Genomic DNA, 24,596 nt, shown 5'->3' with positions numbered 1-24,596 from the left:
GTTCTTAGCCGCCGAATTCTCGTGCAGATCGGCAAAAAATCCGGACCGGTCGGCGTTTGATAGTTGGCACGGAGGGTAAAGGTATTTATCCGCTCACGGCGAACAGAGGACGACAACTGCATGGATGCACTGTGGGAATTCATCGTCGGACGGCGAAGACAGTTGGCGATCGACTCCTATCTGCACGTCTCGGCCGTCGTGCAGTGCGTCGTCATAGCGACGGTCATCGGCGTCGCGATAGGAGTTCTCGTCTACCGCAGCCCCGCTGGATCGGCGATCGCGACGGCTCTCGCGAGCACCATCCTGACCATCCCCTCGTTCGCGCTGCTGGGTGTCCTCATCCCCATCATGGGATTGGGCGTTCGACCCACGGTGACCGCGTTGGTCCTTTATTCCCTGCTGCCGATCATCCGCAACACCGTGGTGGGCCTGGCGGCCGTCGATCCCGCCGTCTCCGACGCCGCCCGCGGAATCGGCATGAGCCGCACCCTGGTGCTTCGGCGCATCGAGATCCCACTCGCCTGGCCGTCCATTCTCACCGGAATGCGCATCAGCACTCAGATGGCCATGGGCATTCTCGCCATCGCCGCATACGCCAAAGGACCGGGCCTGGGCAATCTGCTCTTCTCCGGTCTCGCTCGAGTCGGTAGCCCCACTGCGCTACCGCAGGCCCTCACCGGCACTGTCCTGATCGTCCTGCTGGCGTTGATCCTCGACGGGATCTACGTGTTGATCGGCAAACTGACCACCTCGAGGGGTATTCGTGAGTGACTCGACCCGTACATCGAACGTCTCCGGCGCGGAAATCGTGCTCGAGAACGTCACCAAGAGCTACCCGGGGCAGAAGCTCGCGGCCGTGGACAACGTGTCCATGACGATTCCGGCCGGCGAGGTCGTCGTGTTGGTCGGGCCCTCGGGCTGCGGCAAGACGACGACGATGCGCATGATCAACCGGCTCATCGAGCCGACGTCGGGCCGCATCACCATCGGTGGCAAGGACGCGCTATCGATCGACCCCAACGAGTTGCGCCGCACCATCGGTTATTCCATCCAGCAGGCCGGGCTGTTTCCGCACATGACTATCGCGCAGAACGTCGGCATGGTGCCCGGGCTCATCGGGTGGGACAAGAAACGCATCAACGATCGCACCGACGAGATGCTCGATCTCGTCGGGCTCGATCCGGCGGTCTATCGCGAGCGCTATCCGCGTCAGCTCTCGGGTGGCCAGCAGCAGCGTGTCGGCGTCGCCCGCGCACTGGCCGCCGATCCCCCGGTGCTGTTGATGGACGAGCCCTTCGGCGCGGTCGATCCGATCACCCGAGGACTGTTGCAGGACGAATTGATGCGCCTGCAAGCCGAGCTGGGTAAGACCATCGTCTTCGTGACCCACGACTTCGACGAGGCCGTCAAGCTCGGTGACCGAATCGCGGTACTCGGGAACCAGTCCACGATCCTCCAGTACGACACTCCCGAGGCCGTCCTTGCCAACCCCGCGGACGACACCGTCGCGGGATTCGTCGGGGCCGGAGCCGCGTTGAAGCAGCTGACGCTGATGCGAGTTCGCGACATCGAGTTGTCCGATGTGCCGGTGTTCGGCGAGGACGACTCGGTGGAGTCGATGAACTCGGCACTCGGCTCCGATCCCGAGGCGTGGGGAATCATCCTCGACTCGCGCAAGCGCCCGCTTCGGTGGACCGATCGACGCCACCTCGTCGGAGTCGGGAGCCTGCGCGACGTCGGTGTGCCGATGGGCGAGATGGTCTCGACGCAATCGACCCTCCAGGACGCACTCGAAGCTCTGCTCTCCGAGGGCAACGCGACGGCCACCGTCACCGGTAATCGCGGCGAATACGTCGGCACCGTGACGATCGACGTACTGATCGACACCATCAAATCTCTGCGATCGCAGCACGCCAACGATCACGACGAGGCGCGCACAGACGTCGGGACACCGTCGTGACGACCCTCGCCGATACCGGCGACGAGACCAAGGACGTTGCGCGCGCAGCCAAACGCGCAGAGCGAATTCGTCTGCTCATCCAACCGGCCGTCGTGCTGCTCATCGTGGCAATTCTGTTGGTCTATGCGTTGACCCGAGATCTCACCGCGACACAGGCCGAGACGATCAACATCAACACGATCTCCACCCGGGTTCTCGAGCACGTACTGATCACCTTCGTGGTTACGACGCTGGTACTCGTCATCGCCGTACCGCTGGGAATTCTGTTGACTCGCAACGGGTATCGCAAGGCCGCGCCGCTGTTCATCGGTATCGCGAACATCGGGCAGGCCGCGCCCGCCGTCGGACTTCTGGTGTTGTTGTTCCTCTGGACGGGCGCAACGGGCTTCTGGACCGGCGTGCTCCCTATCGCGTTCTATTCGCTGCTCCCGGTTCTGCGCAATACGATGTTGGGCTTCCAGACCGTCGAACCGACCTACATCGATGCAGCTCGTGGTCAGGGCATGTCGAACATGGGAATTCTGCGCCGCATCGAGTTTCCGCTTGCGGTGCCGTTCATACTGGCAGGCCTGCGTACCTCTCTGGTTCTCGCCGTCGGCACGGCGACGCTGAGCTTCCTTGTCGGTGCGGGTGGCCTCGGCGTCCTGATCGACACCGGCTACAAGCTCAACCAGCCACTCATTCTCGTGGTGGGTGCCGTTCTCGCGGTCGCACTCGCGCTGCTGGTGGATTGGCTGGGCGCACTCGCCGAGGCTTACCTCGGACCGAAAGGACTCCGCTGATGCGACGCACCACTCGACGACTCGCTGCGCTGTGCGCCACCACTGCTCTCGCGCTGACGGGGTGCGGGTTGCAGTCCGGCGGCGCTATGCCGCTGTCGGTCGAGGCCGGCAGCATCACTCCGCTCCCCGGGCTGGAGGGTGCCGAGTTCACCGTCGGATCGAAGGACTTCACCGAGCAGATCATCCTCGGCTACATCCTCGAATTCGCTCTCAGTGCAGCCGGTGCCGACGTCCGGGACCTCACCAATATCGTCGGCTCGCAGAGCGTCCGGCTGGCCATGCAAAGCGGCCAGGTCGACCTTGCCTACGAGTACACCGGAACCGGGTGGATCAACTACCTGGGCAACGAGACACCCATTCCCGATGCCACCGAACAGTTCGAAGCAGTGCGTGACGCCGACAAGGCCAACGGTATCGACTGGGTCAATCCGGCGCCGATGGACAACACGTACGCCCTGGCCATGAATCAGCAAGTAGCACAGGAGACCGGCGTACGCACGCTCTCGGATTACGCCGCTCTGGTGAACCGCGATCCAGCCGCTGCCGCTCTGTGCGTCGAAACCGAGTTCAACAGTCGCCAGGACGGGCTCCCCGGCCTCGCCGCCACCTACGGTTTCGACGCCAACGCCATCCCGGTGCAGATCCTGCAGACCGGCGTCATCTATCAGGCGACAGCGGACGGTTCGCAGTGCCGATTCGGCGAGGTGTTCACCACCGACGGCCGAATCAAAGGACTGAATCTGACCGTGCTCGAAGACGACAAGTCGTTCTTCCCGCGCTACAACGCGACCGTCATCATCCGTCAGGAGGTCGCCGATCAGTACCCCGAGATCGCCGAGGTGACCGCCCCGATCTCGGCGGCGCTGACCAACGAGGCCATTTCCGAGTTGAACAAGCAGGTCGACATCGACGGCCGCGAGCCCGCGGACGTCGCACGGGACTGGATGGTTCAGCAGGGGTTCGTCACCGTCGGCAGCGACTAGCGACTAGCTTCCGCCGAAGGTCCGCTCCACCACTGCCTTCGCTCGACGTGTCACGCGCAGGTAGTTGTCGAGGAATGCTCCGGCGTCACCGTTCTCCCAGCCCGCCACCTGCGCGACTGCGGAGAGCACAGCTCCCGGTCGCGGCAGCTGATCGGTGGGCTTGCCGCGGACCAGCACCAGCGCGTTGCGTGCCTTCGTCGCCAGGATCCAGGCTTCCCTGAGCAGTTCGACGTCGGTTTCGCTCATGAGCTCGGCCGCACCGATGGCGTCGAGTGACTGCAGGGTCGAGGTGTTGTGCAGCGCGAGGACCTTGTGCGCGTACCTGAGCTGAATCAGCTGAACGGTCCACTCGATGTCTGCCAGTCCCCCACGTCCGAGCTTGGTGTGGGTGGATGGGTCGGCCCCCTTGGGCAGACGCTCGGAATCGATGCGCGCCTTGATGCGTCGAATCTCGCGGACCGCATCGGCGGACACACCGCCCTCGGGGTAGCGCACCTTGTCGGCCATCAGCAGGAATCGGATGCCGAGATCCTGGTCGCCGGCCACTTGGTGTGCGCGCAGGAGAGCCTGCACTTCCCATGCCTGAGCCCACTGCGAGTAGTACGCGGCGTAGGACGCCAGGGTGCGCACCACCGGGCCGTTGCGGCCTTCCGGCCGCAGACCGGTGTCGACCTCGAGCGGCGGATCGGTGCTGGGCGCGCCGAGCAGTTTGCGGATGCGGTCGGCAATGGTGTTGGCCCACTTGACCGCAACGGTCTCGTCGACGCCGTCCACCGGTTCGCAGACGAACAGCACGTCTGCGTCGCTGCCGTAGCCGAGCTCACCGCCGCCCAAGCGTCCCATACCGATGACGGCGAGAGTTGCCGGTGCAGGTTCTCCGCGTTCCTTCTCGCTGGCTCGCACTGCAGCGGCGAGCGCTGCGTTGATCACTGCGGCCCAGACCGAGGACAGCGCGCGGCACACCTGAGGTACGTCGAGCATGCCGAGAATGTCGGCCGAGGCCACCCGGGCCAGTTCGTGGCGTCGCAGCGCCCTGGCGGCGTTGATCGCTCGAACCGGGTCCTCATATCTGGCCGAGGACGACAGGATCGCGCGGTACGTCTCCTCCGGCTCGACGTCGAGCAGCCGAGGGCCGGTGGGTCCGTCCGCGAACAACCGAATGACCTCGGGGGCCTTGATCAGCAGATCCGGCACGTACGCCGAGGAGCCGAGCACGATCATGAGCCGCTGAGCCACTGCGCCTTCGTCGCGCAGCACCCGCAGGAACCACGTCTGCTCCCCCGCCGATTCCGACAGCCTGCGGTAGTTGAGCAGTCCGGCGTCGGGATCGGGTGTGTCGGCAAGCCATTCGAGCAGGGTCGGCAGCAACACGGCCTGGATCTGACCGCGGCGGGTACCCGAGCCGACCAGCGCACGTAGGTGGCCCAATGCGTTCTGCGGAGTCGCGTAGCCGAGCGCTGCGAGCTGACGCGTCGCGGCGTCCGGCGTCAACCGCACTGTCTCCGAGTCGAACTTGACCACCGAGTCCAACAGCGGCCGGTAGAAGAGCTTGGCGTGCAACCGTCTGATGCGTTGTGCGTTGCGCTTGATCTCGGCGTTCAGCACCCCGAGGGAGTCGCGGTTGCCGTCCGGTCGCATGTGCGCCGAACGAGCCAGCCACCGCAGGGCTTCCTCGTCGTCCTGTGGAGGCAGGGTGTGCGTGCGTCGCATTCGCTGCAGCTGCAGGCGGTGCTCGATCAGCCGAAGAAACTCGTAGGAGGCCGTCAGATTCGCGGCGTCGTCGCGGCCGACGTAGCCGCCCTCGGTGAGTGCGGTCAGTGCGTCGGTCGTGCCGAGTACGCGCAGCGACTCGTCGGTTCGACCGTGCACCAATTGCAGGAGCTGGACCGCGAATTCGACATCCCGCAGGCTTCCGCGGCCGAGTTTGATCTCGCGCTCGCGGAGCTCCGGCGGCACCATCTCCTCGACTCGACGCCGCATCGCGCGCACCTCGGGCACGAAGTCCTCGCGCTGGCTGGCCAACCACACCATCGGGTTGACCGCGTCGACGTAATCGTTGCCGAGCGCGATGTCGCCGGTCATCGGGCGTGCTTTGAGCAACGCCTGGAACTCCCAGGTCTTGGCCCAGCGCTTGTAGTAGGCCACGTGCGAGTCGAGGGTGCGGACCAACTCGCCGCGCTTGCCCTCGGGACGCAGCGCCGCGTCGACCTCGAAGAAGGCCGAGGATCCGATGCGCATCATCTCGCCGGCGATGCGACTCGCCTGCGAGTCGGCAGGCTCGGCGACGAACACGACATCGACGTCGGAGACGTAATTGAGTTCGCGCGCACCGCATTTGCCCATCGCGACGACGGCCAAGCGCGTGGGGCACGGGGCGTCGGGGCACACGGTGGCGACGGCGACGGCGAGTGCCGCAGTGAGCGCTGCATCGGCCATGTCGGACAGTTGCGATCCGACCACCGTGTACGGCAGGACGGGTTCGTTCTCGACGGTTGCGGCGAGGTCGTACGCCGCCAGGACCATGATCTGGTCGCGGTACTTCTTGCGCAGGGCGATCACGGCTGGCGGTCCGGTGATCGACGCCCGGTACAGGTCGGGCGCGGCATTGGGTCCGGTCTCGGGCTCTGCCCCGACCACCTCGAGGAGTTCCGCGACCAGTGTCGCCTTGCTGGGGAGTTCGATCTTCGCCGAGACCCCGGTGCCCTGACCTTCCTTGGTCAGCAGCAGACGCCACGTGCTGTCGTCGGCCACGAGGTGATCGGCGAGCGCACTCGAGGCACCGACGAGTCCGAGGATGCGCCCGCGGAATCCCTTGTCCGTGCGCAGCGCCGTGTCGAACTCCGACCAACCGGAACCGAGCAACTCGTACAACCGCACGAGGGTGCGGAGCGCGAGATCGGCATTGGGCGCACGCGAGAGCGACCAGAGCAGCTCGAGACTGTCCTCGTCCGTCCAACCGAGAGTGCGCAGATCGGACGGCGCAGTCTCTTCGACCAGGCCGAGTCGACCCGGTCCGGGAACGACGGATCTGGAAGTAGGAGGACGCACCATCTAGAATCCACCTCGGCGTGCCACAGTTTTACCCCGTCGTCAGTAATGCGACGCGAGGGTGCCCGCGCCGGCATCGGAACTACCATTCACGATCGACTAGAACGTAGCCCATGACGACGCCGTGCTGTTAAAGACCCAGGTAGGCCTTCAACTCGTACGGCGTGACGTGGCTGCGGTATTCCTCCCACTCGCGACGCTTGTTGCGGAGGAAGAAGTCGAAGACGTGCTCGCCCAGTGCCTCGGCGACCAGTTCGGAGCCTTCCATCGCGTTCAGTGCCTGATCGAGATTGCCCGGCAATTCCTTGTATCCCATGGCGCGACGTTCCGCGGAGGTCAGTGCCCACACGTCTTCCTCGGCCTCGGGCGGCAGGGTGTAGCCCTTCTCGATTCCACGCAGACCTGCGGCCAGCAGAACCGCGAAGGCGAGGTACGGGTTGCAGGCCGAATCAGGGCTGCGGATCTCGACTCGGCGTGAGGATGCCTTGTTCGGGGTGTACATCGGCACGCGGATCAGTGCCGAGCGGTTCGCCGGTCCCCACGACGCCGCCGTCGGTGCCTCGCCGCCGCGCACGAGCCGCTTGTAGGAGTTGACCCACTGGTTGGTCACGGCGCTGATCTCGTTGGCGTGTTCGAGGATGCCTGCGATGAAGGACTTGCCGGTCTCCGAGAGCTGCATCGGGTCGTCCGGGTTGTGGAAGGCGTTGGCGTCGCCCTCGAACAGGCTCATGTGCGTGTGCATCGCCGAGCCGGCCTGATCGCTGAACGGCTTGGGCATGAACGTCGCGCGCACGCCTTCTTCGATAGCGACTTCCTTGACCACGTAGCGGAAGGTCATGATGTTGTCGGCCATCGACAGTGCGTCGGCGTAGCGGAGGTCGATCTCCTGCTGGCCCGGTGCGGCCTCGTGGTGGCTGAACTCGACCGAGATACCCATCGACTCGAGCGCGTCGATGGCGTGCCTGCGGAAGTTCGGGGCCGAGTCGTGTACGGCCTGATCGAAGTAGCCGCCGTTGTCGGCCGGGGTCGGCGGTGAGCCGTCCTGCGGAGCGTCCTTGAGCAGGAAGAATTCGATCTCGGGGTGCACGTAGCAGCTGAATCCCAGGTCCGCGGCCTTGCTGAGCTGGCGACGCAGCACGTGGCGTGAGTCGGCCCAGGACGGCGAGCCGTCGGGCATGGCGATGTCGCAGAACATCCGCGCCGAGTGCTGGTGCCCCTTGCTGGTGGACCACGGCAGAATCTGGAACGTCGACGGATCGGGCTTGGCCACGGTGTCGGCCTCGGACACGCGGGCGAATCCTTCGATGGCGCTACCGTCGAAACCGATCCCCTCGTCGAAAGCCCCTTCGAGCTCGGCGGGGGCGATGGCCACCGACTTGAGGTACCCGAGAACGTCGGTGAACCAGAGGCGGACGAAACGAATGTCGCGCTCTTCGAGGGTCCGGAGCACGAATTCCTTTTGACGATCCATGAACGCGAGAGTAAGCAAACGGAGTTAAATCTGTGTTACATCGTGAATTCGGTCTCACTTCGTGAAACTCTCTGCGCACTTCGCGGGACGTGAGCTAGCACGTCAACACCGCAGTCCGTCCTCCGGCGGCACCAGCTCGACGAGGTAGTTCACCAAAGGCTCGTCGATGCAGTCGACGCCGGAGAAGGCGACCGTGTGCTGCGTTCCGTCGTACGTCACCAGATCCGCGCGCAGCTGCGCCGCCAGCTCGACACCTGCCTGGTAGGGCGTGGCCGGATCGTTGGTCGTCGAGACGACCACCAGCGTCGGCAGTCCCTCGACGTCGACGATGTGCGGATCACTCGTGTTCGGCACCGGCCAGAAGGCGCACAGGTCCAATGGCGCGCTGCCCGTCGCCCGACCGTCGTCCAGGTACGGCGCGGCGGCACGGAACCGGGCGTCCGCCTCGTCGGCCGCTGCGCGATCGGTGGTCGGTGGGCCGTCGACGCAACGCACCGCATTGAATGCGTCGTCGATGTTGGTGTAGCTACCGTCCTCGAGCCTGCCGGAGTAGGTGTCGGCGAGCCGGAGCAGCGTGTCGCCCCGACCATCGCGCAATTCGTTCAACCCGGCCCGGAGCAGACGCCACAGCTGCTGTGAATACAGCGCTTGCTGGGCTCCGGTGATCGCGTCGTCGTAGCTGAGGCCACGGGGATCGGTCGTGTCGGCGGGTCGGTCGATCAGTGGGTCCACCAGGGACCGGAACTGCGCGACGGCCTGCGCCGGGTCGGTTCCGAGCGGGCAGGTCTCGGTCTGTGCGCAGTCCGCGGCGAAAGCGTCGAACGCGGTCTGGAATGCCGCCCCTTGGGCAACGGCCTCGTCGACGGGTGACTGGTCGGGATCGAGAGCACCGTCGAGCACCATCGCGCGCACGTTCGACGGGAACTCCTCGGCGTACGCGGTCCCGATTCGCGTGCCGTAGGAGTACCCGATGTAGGTCAGCTTCTCGTCGCCCAGAACTGCGCGGATGACGTCCATGTCCCGCACCACCTCGCGGGTGCCGACGTGCTCGAGCACGTCCGCCCCGGTCCGCTCCACACACTGCGCGGCGTAGTCCCGATGTTCGGTCTCGGTCGCCGCGATGCCTTCGGGGCTGACGTCCACATCGGGTTCGCGACGCTCCTGGTCGACCTCCTCGGACGTCAGACAACGGACCTCCGGCTCGGATGCTCCGATCCCGCGTGGGTCGAAGCCGATGCGGTCGAAGCGATCGGCGACGGCGGTGCCTTCGGCCTGCCCGGCGAGGTAGAGGCCCGAGGATCCGGGCCCGCCCGGGTTCATCAGTACCGATCCGATCTTCTCGCCCGTCGCCTTCGTCCGTGAGATGGCGACCTCGATCGTCCTGCCCTCGGGGTCGGCGTAGTCCAACGGCACGGTCACCATCGCGCATTCGACGGCACTTCCCAGTTCGCTGCCGTCGGTGTTGTACCGGTCGCAGCTTTCCCACTCCAGCGTTTGGGTGTAGAACGTTTCGAGCCCCGAGGGGATCGGGCCGACGGCGGATGCCGATGAGGAGCTGTCCGACGCACCGGAGTTCTCGGGAGTGGCTGTCGGCTCGGACGTGGAGCAGCCGACGGCCAACACGGCGACCGTGGACAGTGCCACGGCCGTGCTCCTGGTGCGCGTTCTCATGGCACGATCGTGCCAGGTCTTTCGGACCCTCCGCTCCCGCTGCCCGGCGGGGACGTCGTGCGAGCACTAGCGTGGACGCCGTGCAGGCACTTCGACTCGCCCTCGCCCAGATCAACTCCGTGGTCGGCGATCTTGCAGCGAATTCCGCAGCGATCGTCGAGTGGACGGTCCGCGCAGCTCACGACGGTGCCAACGTGGTGGTGTTTCCCGAGATGGCGCTGACGGGATACCCCGTCGAGGATCTGGCTCTGCGACCGTCGTTCGCCGCAGCGTCGGCGCACTGCCTCACCGAGTTGGCGACAGCCCTCGACGCTGCCGGGTGTGGCGATCGCATCGTCGTGGTCGGCTACCTCGATCGCGACGCCGAGGGCTCGCGGAACAGCGCGGCAGTGATCACCGACGGACGGGTGACGACTCGGTACGACAAGCACTCGCTCCCCACCTACCGAGTGTTCGACGAGGCACGCTACTTCGCTCCGGGATCCGGCCTGAGCATCACGACGGTGAACGGCCTGCGGCTCGGCGTCGTTGTCTGCGAGGACATCTGGCAACCGGGCGGGTCCGTGCCCGCCTATGCCGCGGCCGGGGTGGACATGCTGCTCTGCCTCAACGCCAGCCCCTTCGAGCAGGGGAAGGACGAGGTGCGTCGCTCCATCGCCCTGCGACGGGCCACCGAGATCGGCGCTCCGATCGCCTATGTCAACGTCGTCGGCGGCCAGGACGAGTTGGTGTTCGACGGGGCGAGTTTCGTCGTCGGTCCGGACGGCTCCACCTGGGGCCGCTCCCCGCAATTCGTCGAGCATCTGCTGATCGTCGACGTCGATGCTCCGACGGCACCACATCCGGATGCCGCCGAGGTACCCGGCTGGACCATCGATCGGGTCACGCTCCCCGACGTGGCGGTCACCGGCTGGCAGCGAGCCGAGCCGTTCCTCGCAGAGATCGTGAGCACCGAGGAACAGGTGTGGGGCGCACTGGTGACGGGTCTACGAGACTACGTGCACAAGAACGGTTTTCGTTCGGTGGCTCTCGGATTGTCCGGCGGTATCGATTCGGCGGTGGTCGCCGCGATCGCCGTCGACGCCCTGGGCCACGATGCGGTACACGCAGTGTCGATGCCCTCGACGTACTCGTCGACTCACTCTCGCACCGACGCAGAGGATTTCGCGTCGCGCACGGGTGTTCATTTCCGCGTCGAGCCGATTGCCGACATGGTCGCCCGCTACGTCGACCAGCTGCATCTGACCGGGCTCGCCGAGGAGAACATCCAGGCGCGGTGCCGGGGCATGGTGCTGATGGCACTGTCGAACAACTTCGGCCATCTGGTGTTGGCCACCGGCAACAAATCCGAACTGGCCGTTGGCTATTCGACGATCTACGGGGATGCCGTCGGCGGCTTCGCGCCGATCAAGGACGTGCCGAAGTCGCTCGTGTGGGATCTGGCGCGGTGGCGAAACAAGTCCGCGGCCGACCGTGGGGACATTCCTCCGATCCCCGAGTCGAGCATCGACAAGCCGCCGTCCGCAGAGCTCAGGCCGGGGCAACTCGACACCGACTCGTTGCCCGATTACGACGAGCTCGACGCCATCCTGTTCAGGTACGTCGACCACGACCAGGGCTTCGAGGACATCGTGGCGGCCGGATTCGAGGCCGCGGTGGTCGCGGACATCCTGCGCAAGGTCGACGCGTCGGAGTACAAGCGGCGTCAGTATCCGATCGGCACCAAGGTCACCTCTCGTGCGTTCGGACGTGACCGCCGCATGCCGATCACCAACGGCTGGCGGGACTACGCGGCGCGCGGCGGGGTGTGACGAATTGCACTGCCGGTAGCGGTCCGGCAGGTCGTGAGCAGTGGCAGACTTGCCCACGTCATCACACCCCATCCCGGGGACCCGCCGAGCGGGCCTCGAGGACCAGAAAGGGACAAAGATGTCCGAAACTGCTGTGTACGGCGGATCCGCTCAGGAAGCACCCTCCACCGCGCTGACCCGCAAGACCCGCACCCACCACCTTCTGCAGATGAAGGCCGACGGTGAGCGCTGGGGAATGCTCACCGCCTACGACTACTCCAGCGCCCGCATCTTCGAGGAAGCCGGAGTTCCGGTTCTCCTCGTCGGCGACTCGGCGGCAAACGTCGTCTACGGCTACGACACCACCGTGCCGATCACCGTCGACGAGCTCCTTCCGCTGGTCCGCGGGGTGGTCCGCGGCGCACCGCACGCCCTCGTCGTCGCAGATCTGCCCTTCGGCACCTATGAGGCCTCGCCGCAGCAGGCACTGGAAACCGCTGTCCGGTTCATGAAAGAAGGTCTCGCGGGCGCAGTCAAGCTCGAAGGCGGCGAGCGCGTGGCCGCTCAGATCGCCGCGATCACTGCCGCGGGCATCCCGGTGATGGCCCACGTCGGCTTCACCCCGCAGAGTGTCAACACCCTCGGTGGCTTCCGCGTTCAGGGTCGCGGAGACGCGTCCGAGCAGCTGGTGGCCGACGCCATCGCAGTCCAGGAAGCGGGAGCATTCGCCGTCGTCATGGAGATGGTTCCCGCCGACATCGCCGGCCAGGTCACCCGCAAGCTGACCATTCCCACGGTCGGCATCGGTGCGGGCAACGAATGCGACGCGCAGGTTCTGGTGTGGCAGGACATGGCCGGATACACCAACGGTAAGACCGCCAAGTTCGTGAAGAAGTTCGCCGACGTCGGCGATTCCTTGCGGACCGCGGCAACGACGTACCTGTCCGAGGTGCGGTCGGGTGTCTTCCCCGGGCCCGAACACAGCTACTGATCGTTACCGTCTCCGTCGGGTGCGGATGGCACACTCGGACCATGAAACTCAGACGAGGTTCGACCTTCGAGGCACGGAGAAGCGCAGTCGCAGTAGTCGGCGCGGCTGCGCTCCTCACGCTGATCGGTGCGTGCAGCACGGATACGACCAACACCGGTTCGTCGTCGACGACGACGACTGTCGTGCCGACCACCACGGTCACCGCACCGCCGGCGGAAGCAGTGATCACCGATGCCCAGAAGCAACAGCTGTGCACCGATCTCGAGGCGCAGCTGTCCAATTGGCGCGTCCAGGGGCCGACGCTCGGCCGGGGCGGGCTCAACATACTGGTGCAGACCTGGGCGGCGCAGAGCGGCGTCATCAACCTGCAGGTGGTGCAGAACCGAGCGATCGTCGACGACATCACGACAGAGACGTGCTCGGACGTGCGGGACGAAGCCATCCGCTCGCTGGACATTCCGGACCTCGCATCCGGTCTGGTGGGCTTCTAGGATGCGTTCTCTGTACCCCGAGATCGATCCTGTCGACACCGGACACCTCGATGTCGGCGACGGACAGCAGATCTACTGGGAAGTCTCCGGTAATCCCGTCGGCGCTCCGGTGGTATTCGTACACGGCGGTCCCGGCGGGGCCACCAATCCGTTGCAACGGCGGTATTTCGACCCGCAGGCCTATCGAATCGTGTTGTTCGATCAGCGGGGCTGCGGGCAGTCGACCCCGCACATCGCCGACGGCGCCGATCTGTCGGTCAACAGCACCGACCGGCTGATCTCGGACATGGAGAAGCTGCGGGAACATCTGAGCATCGACGCGTGGTTGGTGTTCGGCGGTTCCTGGGGCTCGACGCTGTCGCTGGCGTACGCACAGTCGCACCGGGATCGCGTGCGAGGACTGATTCTGCGGGGGATTTTCCTGGTGCGGCCGTCGGAGATCGACTGGTACTACGGCGGCGGGGCAGGCCACATCTTCCCCGATCTGTGGGAGAAGTTTCTCGAACCTGTTCCGGAGGACGAGCGCGGCGGCAATCTCGTCGAGGCATACCACCGGCAGTTGACGTCCGACGACCGCGAGGCCGCTACGAAAGCCGCGGTGGCGTGGTCCACCTGGGAGGCGGCGACGAGTTACCTGTTGCCGAAATCGGATGCAGTGCAAGACAACTCGGACCCGCGGTTCGCCCTGGCATTTGCCGGTATCGAGAACCACTACTTCCGTAACAACTGCTTTCTCGAAGAGAATCAACTGCTACGTGATGCCCACTTGCTCGACGGCATTCCGGGTGTCATCGTGCAGGGCCGCTACGACGTCGTGTGCCCGGCGACGAGCGCGTGGGCGCTGCACAAGGCCTGGCCCTCGGCAGATCTGGTGATCGTCGACGACGCCGGGCACTCTGCAGCCGAACCCGGCATCGTGCATCACCTCGTCGAGGCGACGGATCGTTTCAGGCAGTGACGGCCGGGTAGTCGAACCGGACTGTGCGCGAGTCGGTGTCGGCCCGGGTCAACCGGACCTTCACCGACTCCCCTGCGGGCGGTTCTCCGTCGCACTTGCCGAGAACTATCGGCTGCGACACCAACACCTCGGCGTCCCGCTTCCCCTCGGCACCGCGCAGCACGACGGCCGAGAAATGCTCGCCCACTCTGTTTTTCAGTACGTGCGCCTCGGTGAGGTCGATGCAAGCGCGGTCCACCTTCGACGCCGCGGAATCCGATCCGCGCATGATGGCGGGCAACTCCGGCAGCGCCTGCGCCGCCCAGTCCGGTACCGGCACTTCGGCCACGACGGCCAGGCACACCTCGGTGGCGAAGCGATCGGACAGCCGCCGCAGTGGTGCCGTCACGTGCGCGTACGGCGCGCCGATTCCCGAATGCTCGACCGATGTATCACTGTCCACAGGGTTCGTCGTGCGGTCGAACGCGAGGTAGTCCGCACCGCGCAGCAAACCGGTCGCCTGGGTCATCATCGCCAGTGTCGACGGCTCGTCGGTGGGCAGACCCGCCAGCACAGACCCGGCGGATGCGCCTGCGGGCCAGTCGATCCCGAGGGCTGCTGCCGTCTTCTTCAGTGTGTCCACGGATTCGGACGAGGCAGGCGGGAGGGTGCGCACGATACCGATTCCGGCGTCGAGCATGATTCTGGCGGCGCACATTCCCGTCAGCAGCGATATTTCGGCGTTCCACCCGTCCACTGCGGTGCGTGGTTGCAGGACGATGCGCCAGCCTCGCCCGTCCGGCACCACTTCCTGCTCGGGCAGGGTGATGTCGACGGCTCCGCGCCGTCTCGCTGCAGCTGCGCGCTGTCTCCCGAATTCGGCCAACGCTGCGATGGACGGATGCGGTGTCCCCGCGTCCACATCGGCCTGCACTGCGGCGTAATCGAGCCGGGCGGTCGATCGAACGAGCGCGCGGGTGACGGTCCACGCGGCCGCCTCGCCGACGTCGTCGAGTTCGATGGTCCACAGCGCGGCGCAACGCGTCTGTCCCTCGAGCAGGCTGCCCGAGCCCTCCGACAGCTCTCGCGGATGCAACGGTACGGATCCGTCGGGAAGGTAGAACGTCTGACCGCGTCGACGGGTTTCGGTGTCGAGCGCTCCCCCGGGCGTCACCAGTGCGCCCACGTCGGCGATCGCGTAGTGCACCACCAATCCGTTGGACGTCTTCTCGATGTGTACGGCTTGGTCGAGGTCCTTCGAGCCGGGCGGGTCGATGGTGATGAACGGGATGTCGGTGCGGTCGATTCTCCTGTCGGCGTGCAGGTCTCGGACTTCGACCGCCTCGCGCATCACGTCTGCGTCGAACGCTTCGTTCAGTGCGAACTCGGATCTGATGGCCTCGAAGTCGAAGCCCGGGGCCCTCAGCCGGGTGAGCAGCACCGTCAGTTGTTCCAGTCGTCGTCGGAATCGGCGGCCTTGTTGCGCGCCGCGGCGATCTTCAGCGCCTGCTCCGCGGTGGCCTTGTCCGGATACGGGCCCATGCGGTCGAGGGCATTGGTCTGCTTGCCCTGTACGACCTGCTTGGTGCTGATGTCGTAGTACCAGGAGGTGTCGTCGTCGGTCATGACTTCCAGTGTGCCCCATGGAGCGACACCGCAGGAGAACTGCGGAAGAAATAGTGAGTGCGAACGAGTCGGCCTGTAAGCCGGATCCTGTCTGCCGTTCCTGCTTTCGCGGGTCCGACGTCGACGACCATCCATCTGGGCACACCGTTGCCGGGTACCTCGAGCAGTCCACCCGCAGGCTCGGGCGAGCAGCCCTCGAGCACCTGCGCAGCTGCACCACTTTCGGGGTGCAGCCTTCGACCTTGCTCCGGGCGGGGTTTACCTAGCCATCCCAGTCACCTGGGATGCTGGTGCGCTCTTACCGCACCGTTTCACCCTGACCTGCCGTTCGATTCCGAAGAATCGATCCGCAGGCGGTCTGTTTTCTGTGGCACTGTCCCGCGAGTCACCTCGGGTTGCCGTTAACAACCGCCCTGCTCTGTGGAGTCCGGACTTTCCTCGGCTCGAAGCGCGACGACACTCGTCCGCCCGTCCTTCGAGCCGCAGCCGTCCGGCCAACTCGTTCGCGGTTGCGTACTCTACTCGGCGCTCCGCGGTCGCCGGAAACCGAACTACAGTTCCCTTCATGAGTGAGTGGGTCGTGTTGCTGCGTGGCATCAATGTCGGTGGCATCAACATCAAGATGGCCGATCTTCGTGCGGCCCTGACGTCGGCCGGCTTCACCGATGTCCGCACTGTTCTCGCGACCGGCAATGTCCTGCTGAACTCCCCGCTGACTTCCGTCGTCGTGAAGGAACAGGTGGAGAACACGCTTGCCCAGGCGTTCGGCTATCAGGCCTGGGTTGTCGTCCTGGACGTGCCGACACTTCGGGCGATCGTGGAGTGCTACCCGTTCGACGCCGAACGGCAAGGGTGGCATCCTTACGTGGTGTTCGGAACCGACTCCACCCATCTGACCGAATTGTCCGCTCTCGCAGACGAACTCGATGTCGAGCTCGAACGTGTCGCTGCCGGACGCGATGTCGTGTACTGGGAGGTCCGCGCGGGGAGCACGACGACGAGTCGCTTCGGGAAAGCGACGGCCAAGGCGAAATTCAAGCCGACGACCACCACTCGAAATCTGCGCACTCTCGTGAAGATTCTCGCGTGACCGTTCTCGCCGCGGCACTGGTCGCAGCTGTGCTCGTTTTCGCGATCGTCCGACCCCGGGGTCTGCCCGAGATCGTCGCCGCGCTGCCGGCTGCCGCGATCGTCCTGGTCGTCGGCCTCGTCAGCCTCGACGCCGCACGCGAGCAGGTACTCGAACTCGCTCCGACCGTCGTGTTTCTGGCGTTCATCCTGATCCTGGCGCATCTGTCGGACGCGCTCGGAGTGTTCACCTGGATCGCGGCGAAGCTGCGAGGAGGTGCGAAGGGCAGCCCCCGCAGACTGTTGACACTCGTGTTCGCAGCAGCCGCATCGACCACGGCAGTACTGAGCCTCGACGCCACCGTGGTGCTGTTGACGCCGGCCATCATCGGTGCTGCTCGCGTCCTGAGAATGTCGCCGCGTCCACACAGTTACGCCACGGCGCACCTGTCCAATTCGGCGTCGACGCTGCTGCCGGTATCGAACCTGACCAACCTGCTCGCATTCGCCGCGACCGGACTCACCTTCCTGCACTTCACCGCTCTGATGGCATTGCCCTGGATATTCGCGGTGGCCATCGAGTTGGCGGTGTTCCTGATCTTCTTCCGCAAGGATCTGACTCGCACCGCCACACCGCCGAAGAGCTCGACCCTGCAGAGCGCCGAGAACGTCCCTGCACCCCGGACCACGCTGGTCATCCTCGCCGCGACACTCGTCGGTTTCGCCGTGGCAGGGCTGTTCGACGTCGAACCGTTCTGGGTGGCCGCGGTGGGATCGGCGGCACTGGCCATCCCCGCGCTTCGAGGACGTCACACCAGTGCTCGCGCCATTCTGCGCGGTGCCGATCTACCGTTCTGTGGCTTCGTCTTCTTGCTCGGCATCGTCGTTCTCGGTGTCACCACAGGCCCGATCGGCGACTGGCTGTCCCGAATTCTGCCGTCCGACACCAGCTTCGCCTCGCTGCTGGCCGCGGCCGCCATCGCGGCGGTGGCGTCGAACATCGTCAACAACCTGCCCGCGACGCTGCTGCTGCTGGCCGCATTCGGGGCCGACGCTCCCCCGGCACTGTTGTTGGCCATGGTGATCGGGGTGAACCTCGGCCCCAATCTCACCTACGTCGGATCGCTGGCGATCATGCTCTGGCGACGCGTCGCATCGGCCAACGACGAGCCGGCCGATCTGAAGACGTTCACCATTCTTGGCGTCATCACGACTCCCCTAACCATCGTCGGTGCAGTGGCGGGCCTGTGGCTTGCATTGCAGGTTTGAGCCTCGGTCAGATCGAGCGCCGTACGCGGAGTGTCGTGACCGCCACACCCACAGCGAAGACCACGGTACCGACCACCGCCCCCACGACCGGCAAGAGCAGCCCGGCATGCACGGTGTCGAACAGGGGCGGTCCGCCGTAGATCTCCTGGCGTGCAGCGCCGGTCGGCCCGAGGTCATCGAAGTAAGGATCCGCGACCATCCTGATGCGGATCTCGGGAGGTCGACGTCGTGCCCACCATGCTGCCCCCGCGCCTACGAGGCCTCCCGCCACGAGTGGGGCCGCCATATGCAGTGCCCGGCCGTGAGATCGGCCGCGCAGAATCCATCCGACCGTGATCGAGACGACGGTCCCGACCAGAAGTGCCGCGACTGGAGCGACCAACGTTATCGGCCACCACGGCGGTCCCGACACGTACTGCACGTAGTCGTACACGCGAAAGTACCCGGAGTCGATCGGATTCACAGGTGGTGGGGCGTCGGCATCGATCCACATCCGGGGCACGCAGTATCGCCAGGTGAAGGCAACTGCCAGCCCGGCGGCGGCCGATGCCGGCGATGCGATTACCATCCAGCGCGCCGCCATGGGCTCGCGCACGGCGTCAGTGACCACGCAACGCATCATCCCCCACTCGACCCGAGCGACATGCCGGTCCGACGCCCCACCTGTCGGAAGGCGCTCAGTGCCTTCTCGGTCGATGACTCACCAGCGAAGCAGACCCTGACTGTTTCCTACGGTGCCGGTCGGTCCGTCCTCGGCAATCGTGGCGAGTCGAACGATCTCGTCGGTGCCCTGCGCGACGTCGTGTGCTCCCTTGCCGCCGTTCAGATCGGTACGGGTGTAGCCGGGGTCGGCAGCGTTGACTCGCATCGTGGGGAGTGCGTGCGCGTACTTCACCGTGAGCATGTTGAGTGCCGTCTTGGACGACGCGTAGATCGGCGGCACCACCTGCCAGTCGAACCAGCCCTGCTCGATGGTGTCGTGGATGGATCCGACACCCGAGGAGACGTTGACGATTCGTGCATTCTTCGAGATCTGCAGCAGTGGCACGAATGCGTTGGTCACTCGAACGACGCCGAAGACGTTGGTGTCGAAGACATCTCGGGCGTCGTCCGCCGATCCTTCCTCGAGCGGCACGAAGGCCCCGGTGATGCCGGCGTTGTTGATCAGGACGTCGAGCCGTCCGTGGTCCACACGCACCTGGTGTGCGGCAGCGTCGACGCTGCCCTGATCGGTGACGTCGAGTTGGACGAAGGTGACGCCGAGGTCGGCGGCAGCAGCACGACCGAGCTCACGGTTGCGGGCACCGATGATCACGGTGTGGCCGGCACGCTGCAGGCGCCGTGCTGTCTCGTGGCCGATTCCCTTGTTGCCGCCGGTGATCATCGTGATTGTGCTCATGACGTCGACGCTAGGGCTCGGCGATCCGATCGAGAAGATGCCGATTGTCGGTAGGTCTGCCGGTACCACCCACGTCGTCGTCGAGGAGACGAAGTGGCCGAGTGGCACAGTGGGGAGATGACCGTAGAGCAGCAGGGACGCCGACCGGCGGGTTTCTCGTCGGTGCTCCGTGGCTGGCGTGACCGCAGCGCACCCGTTCCGTCCGACTCGACCGTCAGACCTCGGCGTTCGTCGGGTCTGCGCCGCGAAGAACTCGCCACCCTCGCCGGAATCTCCGTGGACTATCTGGTTCAACTCGAGCAGGGCCGTGCGTCGAATCCGTCGGCGGCGGTGGTCGCTGCTCTGGCTCGGGCCTTGGGTCTCGACCTCGCCGATGCCGGGGTGTTGTATCGAGCTGCCGGACTCGCGGCACCGTCGTCGGCTGTCGATCGATCGGTACCGGACAGTGTCGATCGACTGCTGGCCCGAGCCGACCACTGGCCTTCGGCGGTGTACGCGGCGGATTGGTGGCTGCTGAGATGGAACGCGGCGTGGTCCGCGCTGATGGGCGATCCGATGGACCTGTCCGGACATTCACGCAACCAGGTCTGGTTCGAGATGACCGAGGACACGTCGTCGATGTGGGTCGATCCCGCACAACGAGAGCAGTATCGGGACGCTCTGGTCGGGGACCTCCGTGTGGCACAGATATCGCATCCCGACGACGCCGAGCTCGACAGTCTGGTCCGTGACCTTCGGGCCCGCAGCAACGAATTCTCCGATCGTTGGCGCTCTGCACGTCCGACCGTCTACCGGGGAGCACGCAAGAGCATCGACCATCCCCTGGTTGGGTCGATGGTCCTCGATGGGGACGTGTTTGAGCCTGCCGGCTCCGACGTGCGAGTGATCGTCTACACCGCAGCACCTGGTTCGCGAGACGAGTCGAGACTGTTGTCGCTGTTGTCGCCCGGATCCCGTTAACGGAACCGAGCCGCGATTCAGGCCGACGAGGCCAAGTGCGAGGTGTCGTTCACCAAGCGCACCGAGGCCCCGCCGTCGGGGTAGAACTCCGCGATGCTCAGCGACGCGAGGTCGAGGTGCAGTCGATACAGCAGCGACGGGCCGACGTCGAGTGCAAGTTGCAGCAGCATCTTGATCGGGGTGACATGGGTGACCACCAGGAGCGTTTTGCCGGCGTACTCGGTGAGCAACTGGTCGCGGGTCGCTTCGATGCGCACGCGCACCGCGTCGAAGCTCTCCCCGTTCGGCGGTGCGACGGAGGTGTCGCCGCGCCACGCCTTGTGGACCTCGGGGTGACGTTCCATGGCCTCGGTGAAGGTGAGCCCTTCCCAGTCGCCGAAGTCGGTTTCGATGAGACCGTCGACCGTGGTGACAGGCAAACCGAGACGGTCGGCTGTCGCCGCAGCAGTCTGTTGGGCGCGCGCGAGCGGCGAGGCAACGATGGCGTCGATATCCGTCCGTGCACCGAGAACCGTTGCGGCAGAATCTGCTTGGCGTCGACCCAGTTCGGTCAGGTCGGGATTGCCCCGGCCGGAGTATCGACGGTCGACCGACATGGGGGTCTGGCCGTGTCGCAACAGCAGCAGGCGGGTCGGCTCCCCCATCGCACCGGTCCATCCAGGCGACGCGGGCTTCGCTGCTACCGGCTCGGCGTCGGGCCGATCCGACAGGTCCACGCCCTCGGCCGCCGCGTCCATCGCCTCGTTGGCCAGCGCATCCGCGTGCGAGTTCTGTGCACGCGGAATCCACTCGTAGGTGACGGAATCGAAGCCGCGGGCGAGTTCGGCCGCTTGTCGCTGAAGCGGAATCATGTCCGGGTGCTTCACTTTCCAGCGTCCGGACATCTGTTCGACGACGAGTTTGGAGTCCATGCGGACGGCAACCTCACGGGCCCCGACATCGCGGGCCGCGGTCAGTGCGGCGATCAGTCCGTTGTACTCGGCCACGTTGTTGGTCGCCACGCCCAGCGACGCCCGACGCTCGGCGAGCACCTGCGAGCGATCTGCACTGAGCACCACCGCGCCGTAGCCGGCGGGCCCAGGATTTCCACGCGATCCACCGTCGGCCTCGGCAACGACTCTCGACACCTGACTCAAATTCCGGATTCCTTGGTGCGCACCAGGATTGCGTTGCACTCGGAGCAACGAATCAGAGCATCCGCGGGCTTGTTGGCAATGCTCGCGATCTCGTTGCGATCGAGTTCGATCCGGCACGCTCCACATCGACGAGCCTGCAGCAGTGCCGCACCGCGGCCGGTGAGCGCTCGCTGCTTCTCGTAGAGCGCAAGCAGATCCGCGGGCAATCCCGCGGCCAACGATTCGCGGCGCTCGGCGCTGCGCTTCTCGGCGACATCGAGGTCTGCGACGGCGTCGTCACGGCGGCGGCCGGCGTCGACCAACTCGTCCTCGATCTGCGTCAGTTGCGCACCGGCGTGCTCGTAGTCGCGCTCGCTGGCCTCACGCTGCTCCATGACCTCGAGCAGTTCCTCTTCGAGGATGCCCTGACGACGTTCGAGGCTGCCGAGCTCGTGCTGCAGTTCGGTCATCTGCTTCGGTGCGATGGTGCCGCTCTCGAGCATCTTCTTGTCGCGGGCTTCGCGTTGCCGAACCGCGTCGACCTCGCCTTCGAGTTTGCGAATGTCCCGGTCGAGGTCGTCCATCGAGATCTGCACCGTCACCGCGGCATCCTTGCGCGTGGTGCGCTCGGTCTCGAGCTTGTCCACCTCCTGCTGTTCGGGGAGGCTCTTGCGGCGGTGGGCGATCTGCGAGAGTTCGGTATCCACACCGGCCAATTCGAGCAGCGAGGCCTGGACTTTGGGATCGACGTTCACGCTTGATGACTCCTGCGACTATGGAAGTTGATTCGGATTACCCTACCGGCTGCAGGAAAATGAGTGAGCCGGATCCACTCGATGGCAGGTCGCGGGTTCGATGATCACAGTGTCCACGGGTCGGTACGCACCTCGGTGACCCAGCTGTTCCATCCCTCGGTGTCACCGAACGCGGCGTCGACGATGCCTCGCGCCTGTGCGCACCACGGGAACTCCGAGGCCCAGTGTGCGGTGTCGATCACCGCGGGGCCGCCGGCGCGCAGGTGCTCGTCGACCGGGTGGTGCCGCAGATCGGAGGTGACGTACACATCGGCGTCGGTGCGCGCCACCGCGGAGAGGAACGAGTCACCCGCTCCCCCGCACATCGCAACCACCGAAACCATGGCGGCGGGGTTTCCCGCTGCGCGTACTCCCCACGTCGTGGCGGGCAACGCCTCGCGGACGACCTCGGTGAACTCGGCCAATGTCATCGGATTCGGTAGTTTTCCGATGCGGCCCAGGCCGGTGCACGACGGTAGAGCCGCGGATTCGAATACGTCGAACGCGGGCTCCTCGTACGGGTGCGCCCGACGCATCGCCGAAAGTACCTGAGCACGTAGCCCTTTGGGGGCCACGACCTCGATGCGATCCTCCGCCTCGGTGTGCACCTCGCCGAGAACGCCGAGTGTCGGGTGTGCGTTCGGGCCCGGACGGAATCGGCCGAGACCCGCACTCTGCCAGCTCGCTTCGCTGTACTCGCCGATCTGCCCGGCTCCGGCGTCGAACAGGGCCTGTCGCACCGCCGCCGAGTCGGCGGTGGGCACGAAGACCACCCACTTGTCGTGTGCGGGAGACGGAATGGGATCGAGTGGCCGGGTGTCGATCACCCCGAGCGCGGATGCGAGTGCGTCGGAGACTCCGGGATCTGCGGAGTCGGCGTTGGTGTGGGCGGTGAACAGCGCGCAGTCGGCCTTGATCAGGCGGTGGATCACCGATCCTTTCGCGGTGTCGGCCGCGACGGTGTCGACGCCTTTGAGCAGCAAGGGATGGTGGGCGACGATGAGATCGGCACCGCGGGCGATGGCGTCGTCGACCACGGCGTCGGTGACGTCGACGGTGTACACGACTTGCTGCACAACAGCTTTCGGATCTCCGCACACCAGGCCCGCCGAGTCCCAGCTCTCCGCAAGACGGGGTGGGTACGCGTCGTCGAGCACCTCGATGACGTCGGCCAGTGTCACTGCCATGTTCGCTGCTCTCCTCACAGAACGGTCTTCAACGCGTCCACCAGTATGTCGACCCGCTGCGAGTCCCGTACCGCGACGCGCAGGTAGTGCCGGTCGAGCCCCGGGAACGTGTCCGCGCGCCGCACCGCGATACCCATCGTGCGCAGGCGTTCTCGAACGACGTCGGCTCCGTCGACGCGCAGCAGCAGAAACGGCGCACGGGCCGGGCCGGTGATGTCCAGGCCCAGCGCCTCGAGGCGCTGGGTCATCGTGGTGCGTTCGCGGTGGATGCGCTCCGATTCGACGCGTGCCCGATCGACGGCGAACGGTTCGGTGCAGGCGCGGATCGCTTCGATCTGCAGGCTCCCCAGGGGCCAGTGCGCACGGCCGTACTGCAGTCGCGCGAGGACGTCGGGGTGCCCCAGCGCGTATCCACACCGCAATCCCGCCAACGCCCACGTCTTGGTCAGACTGCGCAGAACCAGCACATCGTCCAGGCTCTGCGACGCCACCGATTCCCCCTCCCCGAGCACTGCGTCGGCGAAGGCCTCGTCGATCACCAGCATGCGTCCGGATCCACGCAGACTCAGGACCGCCTCACGGGGGTGCAGAACCGATGTGGGGTTGGTCGGGTTGCCGAGGATCACCATGTCGGCGGTGTCGGGTACGAGCGTCGGGTCGAGCTCGAAGGATGGCGGCAGGATCACTCGGTGCACCGCAATGCCTGCCTGCTCCAGCACCCAGTCGGGCTCGGTGAACGACGGGTGGATCGTCGCCACGAGCTGGGGCCGAAGCCGCGGCAGCATCGAGAAACCCTCGGCCCCGCCGCTGAGCAGCAGTACCTCGTCCGGTGAGCGGCCGTGGTGTTCGGCCACCTGTTCTCGCGCGGCCGTCTCGGCGGCCGTGCTCGGGTACGAACCCAACGAACTCAGTGCCGCGCCGAGCCGATCGCGAAGCCATGCCGGCGGTCCGTCGCCGCGTACGTTGACGGCGAAGTCGACGAATCCGGAATCGACCTCGACGTCTCCGTGGTGACGGAGGAGCGCATCGGGATCGGCAGCTGTGTCGGACATCG

Annotated in this window: 23 protein-coding genes and 1 other RNA gene; 12 read left to right on the top strand and 12 right to left on the bottom strand. The window is 65.8% G+C overall.

The features are described from left to right. The first annotated feature begins 120 nt into the window (after nucleotides 1-120). The 4 genes from CH296_RS20485 to CH296_RS20470 are packed head-to-tail and all read left to right on the top strand — an operon-like array spanning nucleotide 121 to nucleotide 3,725. Entirely contained in the window at nucleotides 121-771 is a 651-nt protein-coding gene (locus CH296_RS20485) for an ABC transporter permease (protein WP_032394430.1), read from the top strand. Beyond that, nucleotides 764-1,960, top strand: coding sequence for an ABC transporter ATP-binding protein (locus CH296_RS20480; RefSeq protein WP_032394431.1), 1,197 nt, complete (start codon nucleotides 764-766; stop codon nucleotides 1,958-1,960). The genes CH296_RS20485 and CH296_RS20480 overlap by 8 nt, the downstream gene beginning before the upstream one ends. Beyond that, a complete protein-coding gene (locus CH296_RS20475) occupies nucleotides 1,957-2,742 on the top strand; it encodes an ABC transporter permease (protein ID WP_032394432.1) in 786 nt (261 codons plus the stop codon). The genes CH296_RS20480 and CH296_RS20475 overlap by 4 nt, the downstream gene beginning before the upstream one ends. Beyond that, nucleotides 2,742-3,725, top strand: a complete 984-nt coding sequence (locus tag CH296_RS20470; protein WP_045194853.1) for a glycine betaine ABC transporter substrate-binding protein — start codon at nucleotides 2,742-2,744, stop codon at nucleotides 3,723-3,725. Before CH296_RS20475 ends, CH296_RS20470 begins: the two co-directional genes overlap by 1 nt. A 3-nt stretch (nucleotides 3,726-3,728) precedes the next feature. On the opposite strand, the gene CH296_RS20465 is transcribed toward CH296_RS20470, so the two are convergent. From CH296_RS20465 to CH296_RS20455, 3 genes are all read right to left on the bottom strand, one after another. After that, the gene (locus CH296_RS20465; RefSeq protein ID WP_032394433.1) at nucleotides 3,729-6,776 is read right to left on the bottom strand and encodes a bifunctional [glutamine synthetase] adenylyltransferase/[glutamine synthetase]-adenylyl-L-tyrosine phosphorylase; all 3,048 of its coding nucleotides are present in this window, start codon (nucleotides 6,774-6,776) and stop codon (nucleotides 3,729-3,731) included. A gap of 127 nt (nucleotides 6,777-6,903) precedes the next feature. Continuing rightward, nucleotides 6,904-8,244 carry a type I glutamate--ammonia ligase gene (glnA, locus tag CH296_RS20460; RefSeq protein ID WP_032379097.1) on the bottom strand — a complete coding sequence of 447 codons (1,341 nt, stop codon included), beginning with the start codon at nucleotides 8,242-8,244 and terminating at the stop codon, nucleotides 6,904-6,906. 102 nt (nucleotides 8,245-8,346) lie between these two features. After that, nucleotides 8,347-9,915 (bottom strand): alpha/beta hydrolase, encoded by a 1,569-nt coding sequence (locus CH296_RS20455; RefSeq protein WP_094685649.1) that lies wholly within the window; start codon nucleotides 9,913-9,915, stop codon nucleotides 8,347-8,349. An 80-nt stretch (nucleotides 9,916-9,995) separates the two neighbouring features. On the opposite strand from CH296_RS20455, the gene CH296_RS20450 reads away from it, so the two are divergent. The 4 genes from CH296_RS20450 to pip all read left to right on the top strand — a co-directional run bounded on the left by CH296_RS20450 (nucleotide 9,996) and on the right by pip (nucleotide 14,145). Further along, nucleotides 9,996-11,726 (top strand): NAD+ synthase, encoded by a 1,731-nt coding sequence (locus CH296_RS20450; RefSeq protein ID WP_094685713.1) that lies wholly within the window; start codon nucleotides 9,996-9,998, stop codon nucleotides 11,724-11,726. 118 nt (nucleotides 11,727-11,844) lie between these two features. Continuing rightward, nucleotides 11,845-12,696: a 3-methyl-2-oxobutanoate hydroxymethyltransferase gene (gene panB / locus CH296_RS20445; protein WP_094631656.1), complete on the top strand. Its 852-nt coding sequence runs from the start codon at nucleotides 11,845-11,847 to the stop codon at nucleotides 12,694-12,696. A gap of 41 nt (nucleotides 12,697-12,737) precedes the next feature. Beyond that, nucleotides 12,738-13,187: a hypothetical protein gene (locus CH296_RS20440; protein WP_045194848.1), complete on the top strand. Its 450-nt coding sequence runs from the start codon at nucleotides 12,738-12,740 to the stop codon at nucleotides 13,185-13,187. A gap of 1 nt (nucleotide 13,188) precedes the next feature. Continuing rightward, nucleotides 13,189-14,145, top strand: a complete 957-nt coding sequence (gene pip / locus CH296_RS20435) for a prolyl aminopeptidase (protein WP_094685648.1) — start codon at nucleotides 13,189-13,191, stop codon at nucleotides 14,143-14,145. Here the strand turns inward: pip and CH296_RS20430 are convergent. The 3 genes from CH296_RS20430 to rnpB form a co-directional block, all read right to left on the bottom strand. Next, nucleotides 14,135-15,565, bottom strand: a complete 1,431-nt coding sequence (locus CH296_RS20430) for an RNB domain-containing ribonuclease (protein WP_094685647.1) — start codon at nucleotides 15,563-15,565, stop codon at nucleotides 14,135-14,137. The genes pip and CH296_RS20430 overlap by 11 nt on opposite strands. A 2-nt stretch (nucleotides 15,566-15,567) precedes the next feature. Then, complete coding sequence (locus CH296_RS20425; RefSeq protein ID WP_045194843.1) at nucleotides 15,568-15,750, bottom strand: hypothetical protein; 183 nt, start codon at nucleotides 15,748-15,750, stop codon at nucleotides 15,568-15,570. A 60-nt stretch (nucleotides 15,751-15,810) separates the two neighbouring features. Beyond that, nucleotides 15,811-16,252: RNase P RNA component class A (gene rnpB / locus CH296_RS20420), an RNA gene on the bottom strand. Between the two features lie 63 nt (nucleotides 16,253-16,315). Between rnpB and CH296_RS20415 the strand changes: the two genes are divergently transcribed. Next, entirely contained in the window at nucleotides 16,316-16,840 is a 525-nt protein-coding gene (locus CH296_RS20415; protein ID WP_094685646.1) for a DUF1697 domain-containing protein, read from the top strand. After that, the gene (locus CH296_RS20410; protein WP_094685645.1) at nucleotides 16,837-18,087 is read left to right on the top strand and encodes an SLC13 family permease; all 1,251 of its coding nucleotides are present in this window, start codon (nucleotides 16,837-16,839) and stop codon (nucleotides 18,085-18,087) included. Before CH296_RS20415 ends, CH296_RS20410 begins: the two co-directional genes overlap by 4 nt. A gap of 7 nt (nucleotides 18,088-18,094) precedes the next feature. Here CH296_RS20410 and CH296_RS20405 read toward each other — a convergent pair whose 3' ends face one another. Together CH296_RS20405 and CH296_RS20400 are read right to left on the bottom strand one after the other, a co-directional pair. Further along, nucleotides 18,095-18,655 (bottom strand): hypothetical protein, encoded by a 561-nt coding sequence (locus CH296_RS20405; protein ID WP_179277789.1) that lies wholly within the window; start codon nucleotides 18,653-18,655, stop codon nucleotides 18,095-18,097. A 132-nt stretch (nucleotides 18,656-18,787) separates the two neighbouring features. After that, complete coding sequence (locus CH296_RS20400; RefSeq protein ID WP_176459220.1) at nucleotides 18,788-19,486, bottom strand: SDR family NAD(P)-dependent oxidoreductase; 699 nt, start codon at nucleotides 19,484-19,486, stop codon at nucleotides 18,788-18,790. Between CH296_RS20400 and CH296_RS29615 the strand changes: the two genes are divergently transcribed. Further along, entirely contained in the window at nucleotides 19,485-19,607 is a 123-nt protein-coding gene (locus CH296_RS29615) for a hypothetical protein (RefSeq protein ID WP_256980521.1), read from the top strand. The two genes, CH296_RS20400 and CH296_RS29615, sit on opposite strands and share 2 nt — an antisense overlap. Then, the gene (locus CH296_RS20395) at nucleotides 19,604-20,446 is read left to right on the top strand and encodes a helix-turn-helix domain-containing protein (protein ID WP_094657665.1); all 843 of its coding nucleotides are present in this window, start codon (nucleotides 19,604-19,606) and stop codon (nucleotides 20,444-20,446) included. The genes CH296_RS29615 and CH296_RS20395 overlap by 4 nt, the downstream gene beginning before the upstream one ends. A gap of 17 nt (nucleotides 20,447-20,463) precedes the next feature. On the opposite strand, the gene CH296_RS20390 is transcribed toward CH296_RS20395, so the two are convergent. From CH296_RS20390 to cobC, 4 genes are all read right to left on the bottom strand, one after another. Beyond that, nucleotides 20,464-21,573 (bottom strand): bifunctional RNase H/acid phosphatase, encoded by a 1,110-nt coding sequence (locus tag CH296_RS20390; protein ID WP_094685642.1) that lies wholly within the window; start codon nucleotides 21,571-21,573, stop codon nucleotides 20,464-20,466. A 5-nt stretch (nucleotides 21,574-21,578) separates the two neighbouring features. Then, on the bottom strand, nucleotides 21,579-22,316 hold the full coding sequence (locus CH296_RS20385) for a zinc ribbon domain-containing protein (protein ID WP_094685641.1): 738 nt from the start codon (nucleotides 22,314-22,316) through the stop codon (nucleotides 21,579-21,581). Between the two features lie 104 nt (nucleotides 22,317-22,420). Next, the gene (locus tag CH296_RS20380; protein ID WP_094685712.1) at nucleotides 22,421-23,542 is read right to left on the bottom strand and encodes a Nif3-like dinuclear metal center hexameric protein; all 1,122 of its coding nucleotides are present in this window, start codon (nucleotides 23,540-23,542) and stop codon (nucleotides 22,421-22,423) included. Nucleotides 23,543-23,556: 14 nt separating this feature from the next. Then, entirely contained in the window at nucleotides 23,557-24,594 is a 1,038-nt protein-coding gene (cobC, locus tag CH296_RS20375; RefSeq protein WP_094685711.1) for an Rv2231c family pyridoxal phosphate-dependent protein CobC, read from the bottom strand. Between the last annotated feature and the right edge of the window lie 2 nt (nucleotides 24,595-24,596).

Origin of the sequence: Rhodococcus sp. 14-2496-1d, assembly GCF_002259365.1 — a bacterium.
In the GTDB taxonomy this organism is placed as follows: Bacteria; Actinomycetota; Actinomycetes; order Mycobacteriales; family Mycobacteriaceae; genus Rhodococcoides.
This window is presented reverse-complemented; position numbering and strand designations above follow the sequence as displayed.

Coding starts and splice junctions, on each gene's coding strand:
- CH296_RS20425 (WP_045194843.1), bottom strand. CDS start 15,750: ATGACCGACGACGACACCTCCTGGTACTACGACATCAGCACCAAGCAG.
- panB (WP_094631656.1), top strand. CDS start 11,845: ATGTCCGAAACTGCTGTGTACGGCGGATCCGCTCAGGAAGCACCCTCC.
- CH296_RS20470 (WP_045194853.1), top strand. CDS start 2,742: ATGCGACGCACCACTCGACGACTCGCTGCGCTGTGCGCCACCACTGCT.
- CH296_RS20455 (WP_094685649.1), bottom strand. CDS start 9,915: ATGAGAACGCGCACCAGGAGCACGGCCGTGGCACTGTCCACGGTCGCC.
- CH296_RS20415 (WP_094685646.1), top strand. CDS start 16,316: ATGAGTGAGTGGGTCGTGTTGCTGCGTGGCATCAATGTCGGTGGCATC.
- CH296_RS20465 (WP_032394433.1), bottom strand. CDS start 6,776: ATGGTGCGTCCTCCTACTTCCAGATCCGTCGTTCCCGGACCGGGTCGA.
- cobC (WP_094685711.1), bottom strand. CDS start 24,594: ATGTCCGACACAGCTGCCGATCCCGATGCGCTCCTCCGTCACCACGGA.
- CH296_RS29615 (WP_256980521.1), top strand. CDS start 19,485: ATGACGTCGACGCTAGGGCTCGGCGATCCGATCGAGAAGATGCCGATT.
- CH296_RS20395 (WP_094657665.1), top strand. CDS start 19,604: ATGACCGTAGAGCAGCAGGGACGCCGACCGGCGGGTTTCTCGTCGGTG.
- CH296_RS20440 (WP_045194848.1), top strand. CDS start 12,738: ATGAAACTCAGACGAGGTTCGACCTTCGAGGCACGGAGAAGCGCAGTC.
- glnA (WP_032379097.1), bottom strand. CDS start 8,244: ATGGATCGTCAAAAGGAATTCGTGCTCCGGACCCTCGAAGAGCGCGAC.
- pip (WP_094685648.1), top strand. CDS start 13,189: ATGCGTTCTCTGTACCCCGAGATCGATCCTGTCGACACCGGACACCTC.
- CH296_RS20485 (WP_032394430.1), top strand. CDS start 121: ATGGATGCACTGTGGGAATTCATCGTCGGACGGCGAAGACAGTTGGCG.
- CH296_RS20405 (WP_179277789.1), bottom strand. CDS start 18,655: ATGGTAATCGCATCGCCGGCATCGGCCGCCGCCGGGCTGGCAGTTGCC.
- CH296_RS20400 (WP_176459220.1), bottom strand. CDS start 19,486: ATGAGCACAATCACGATGATCACCGGCGGCAACAAGGGAATCGGCCAC.
- CH296_RS20380 (WP_094685712.1), bottom strand. CDS start 23,542: ATGGCAGTGACACTGGCCGACGTCATCGAGGTGCTCGACGACGCGTAC.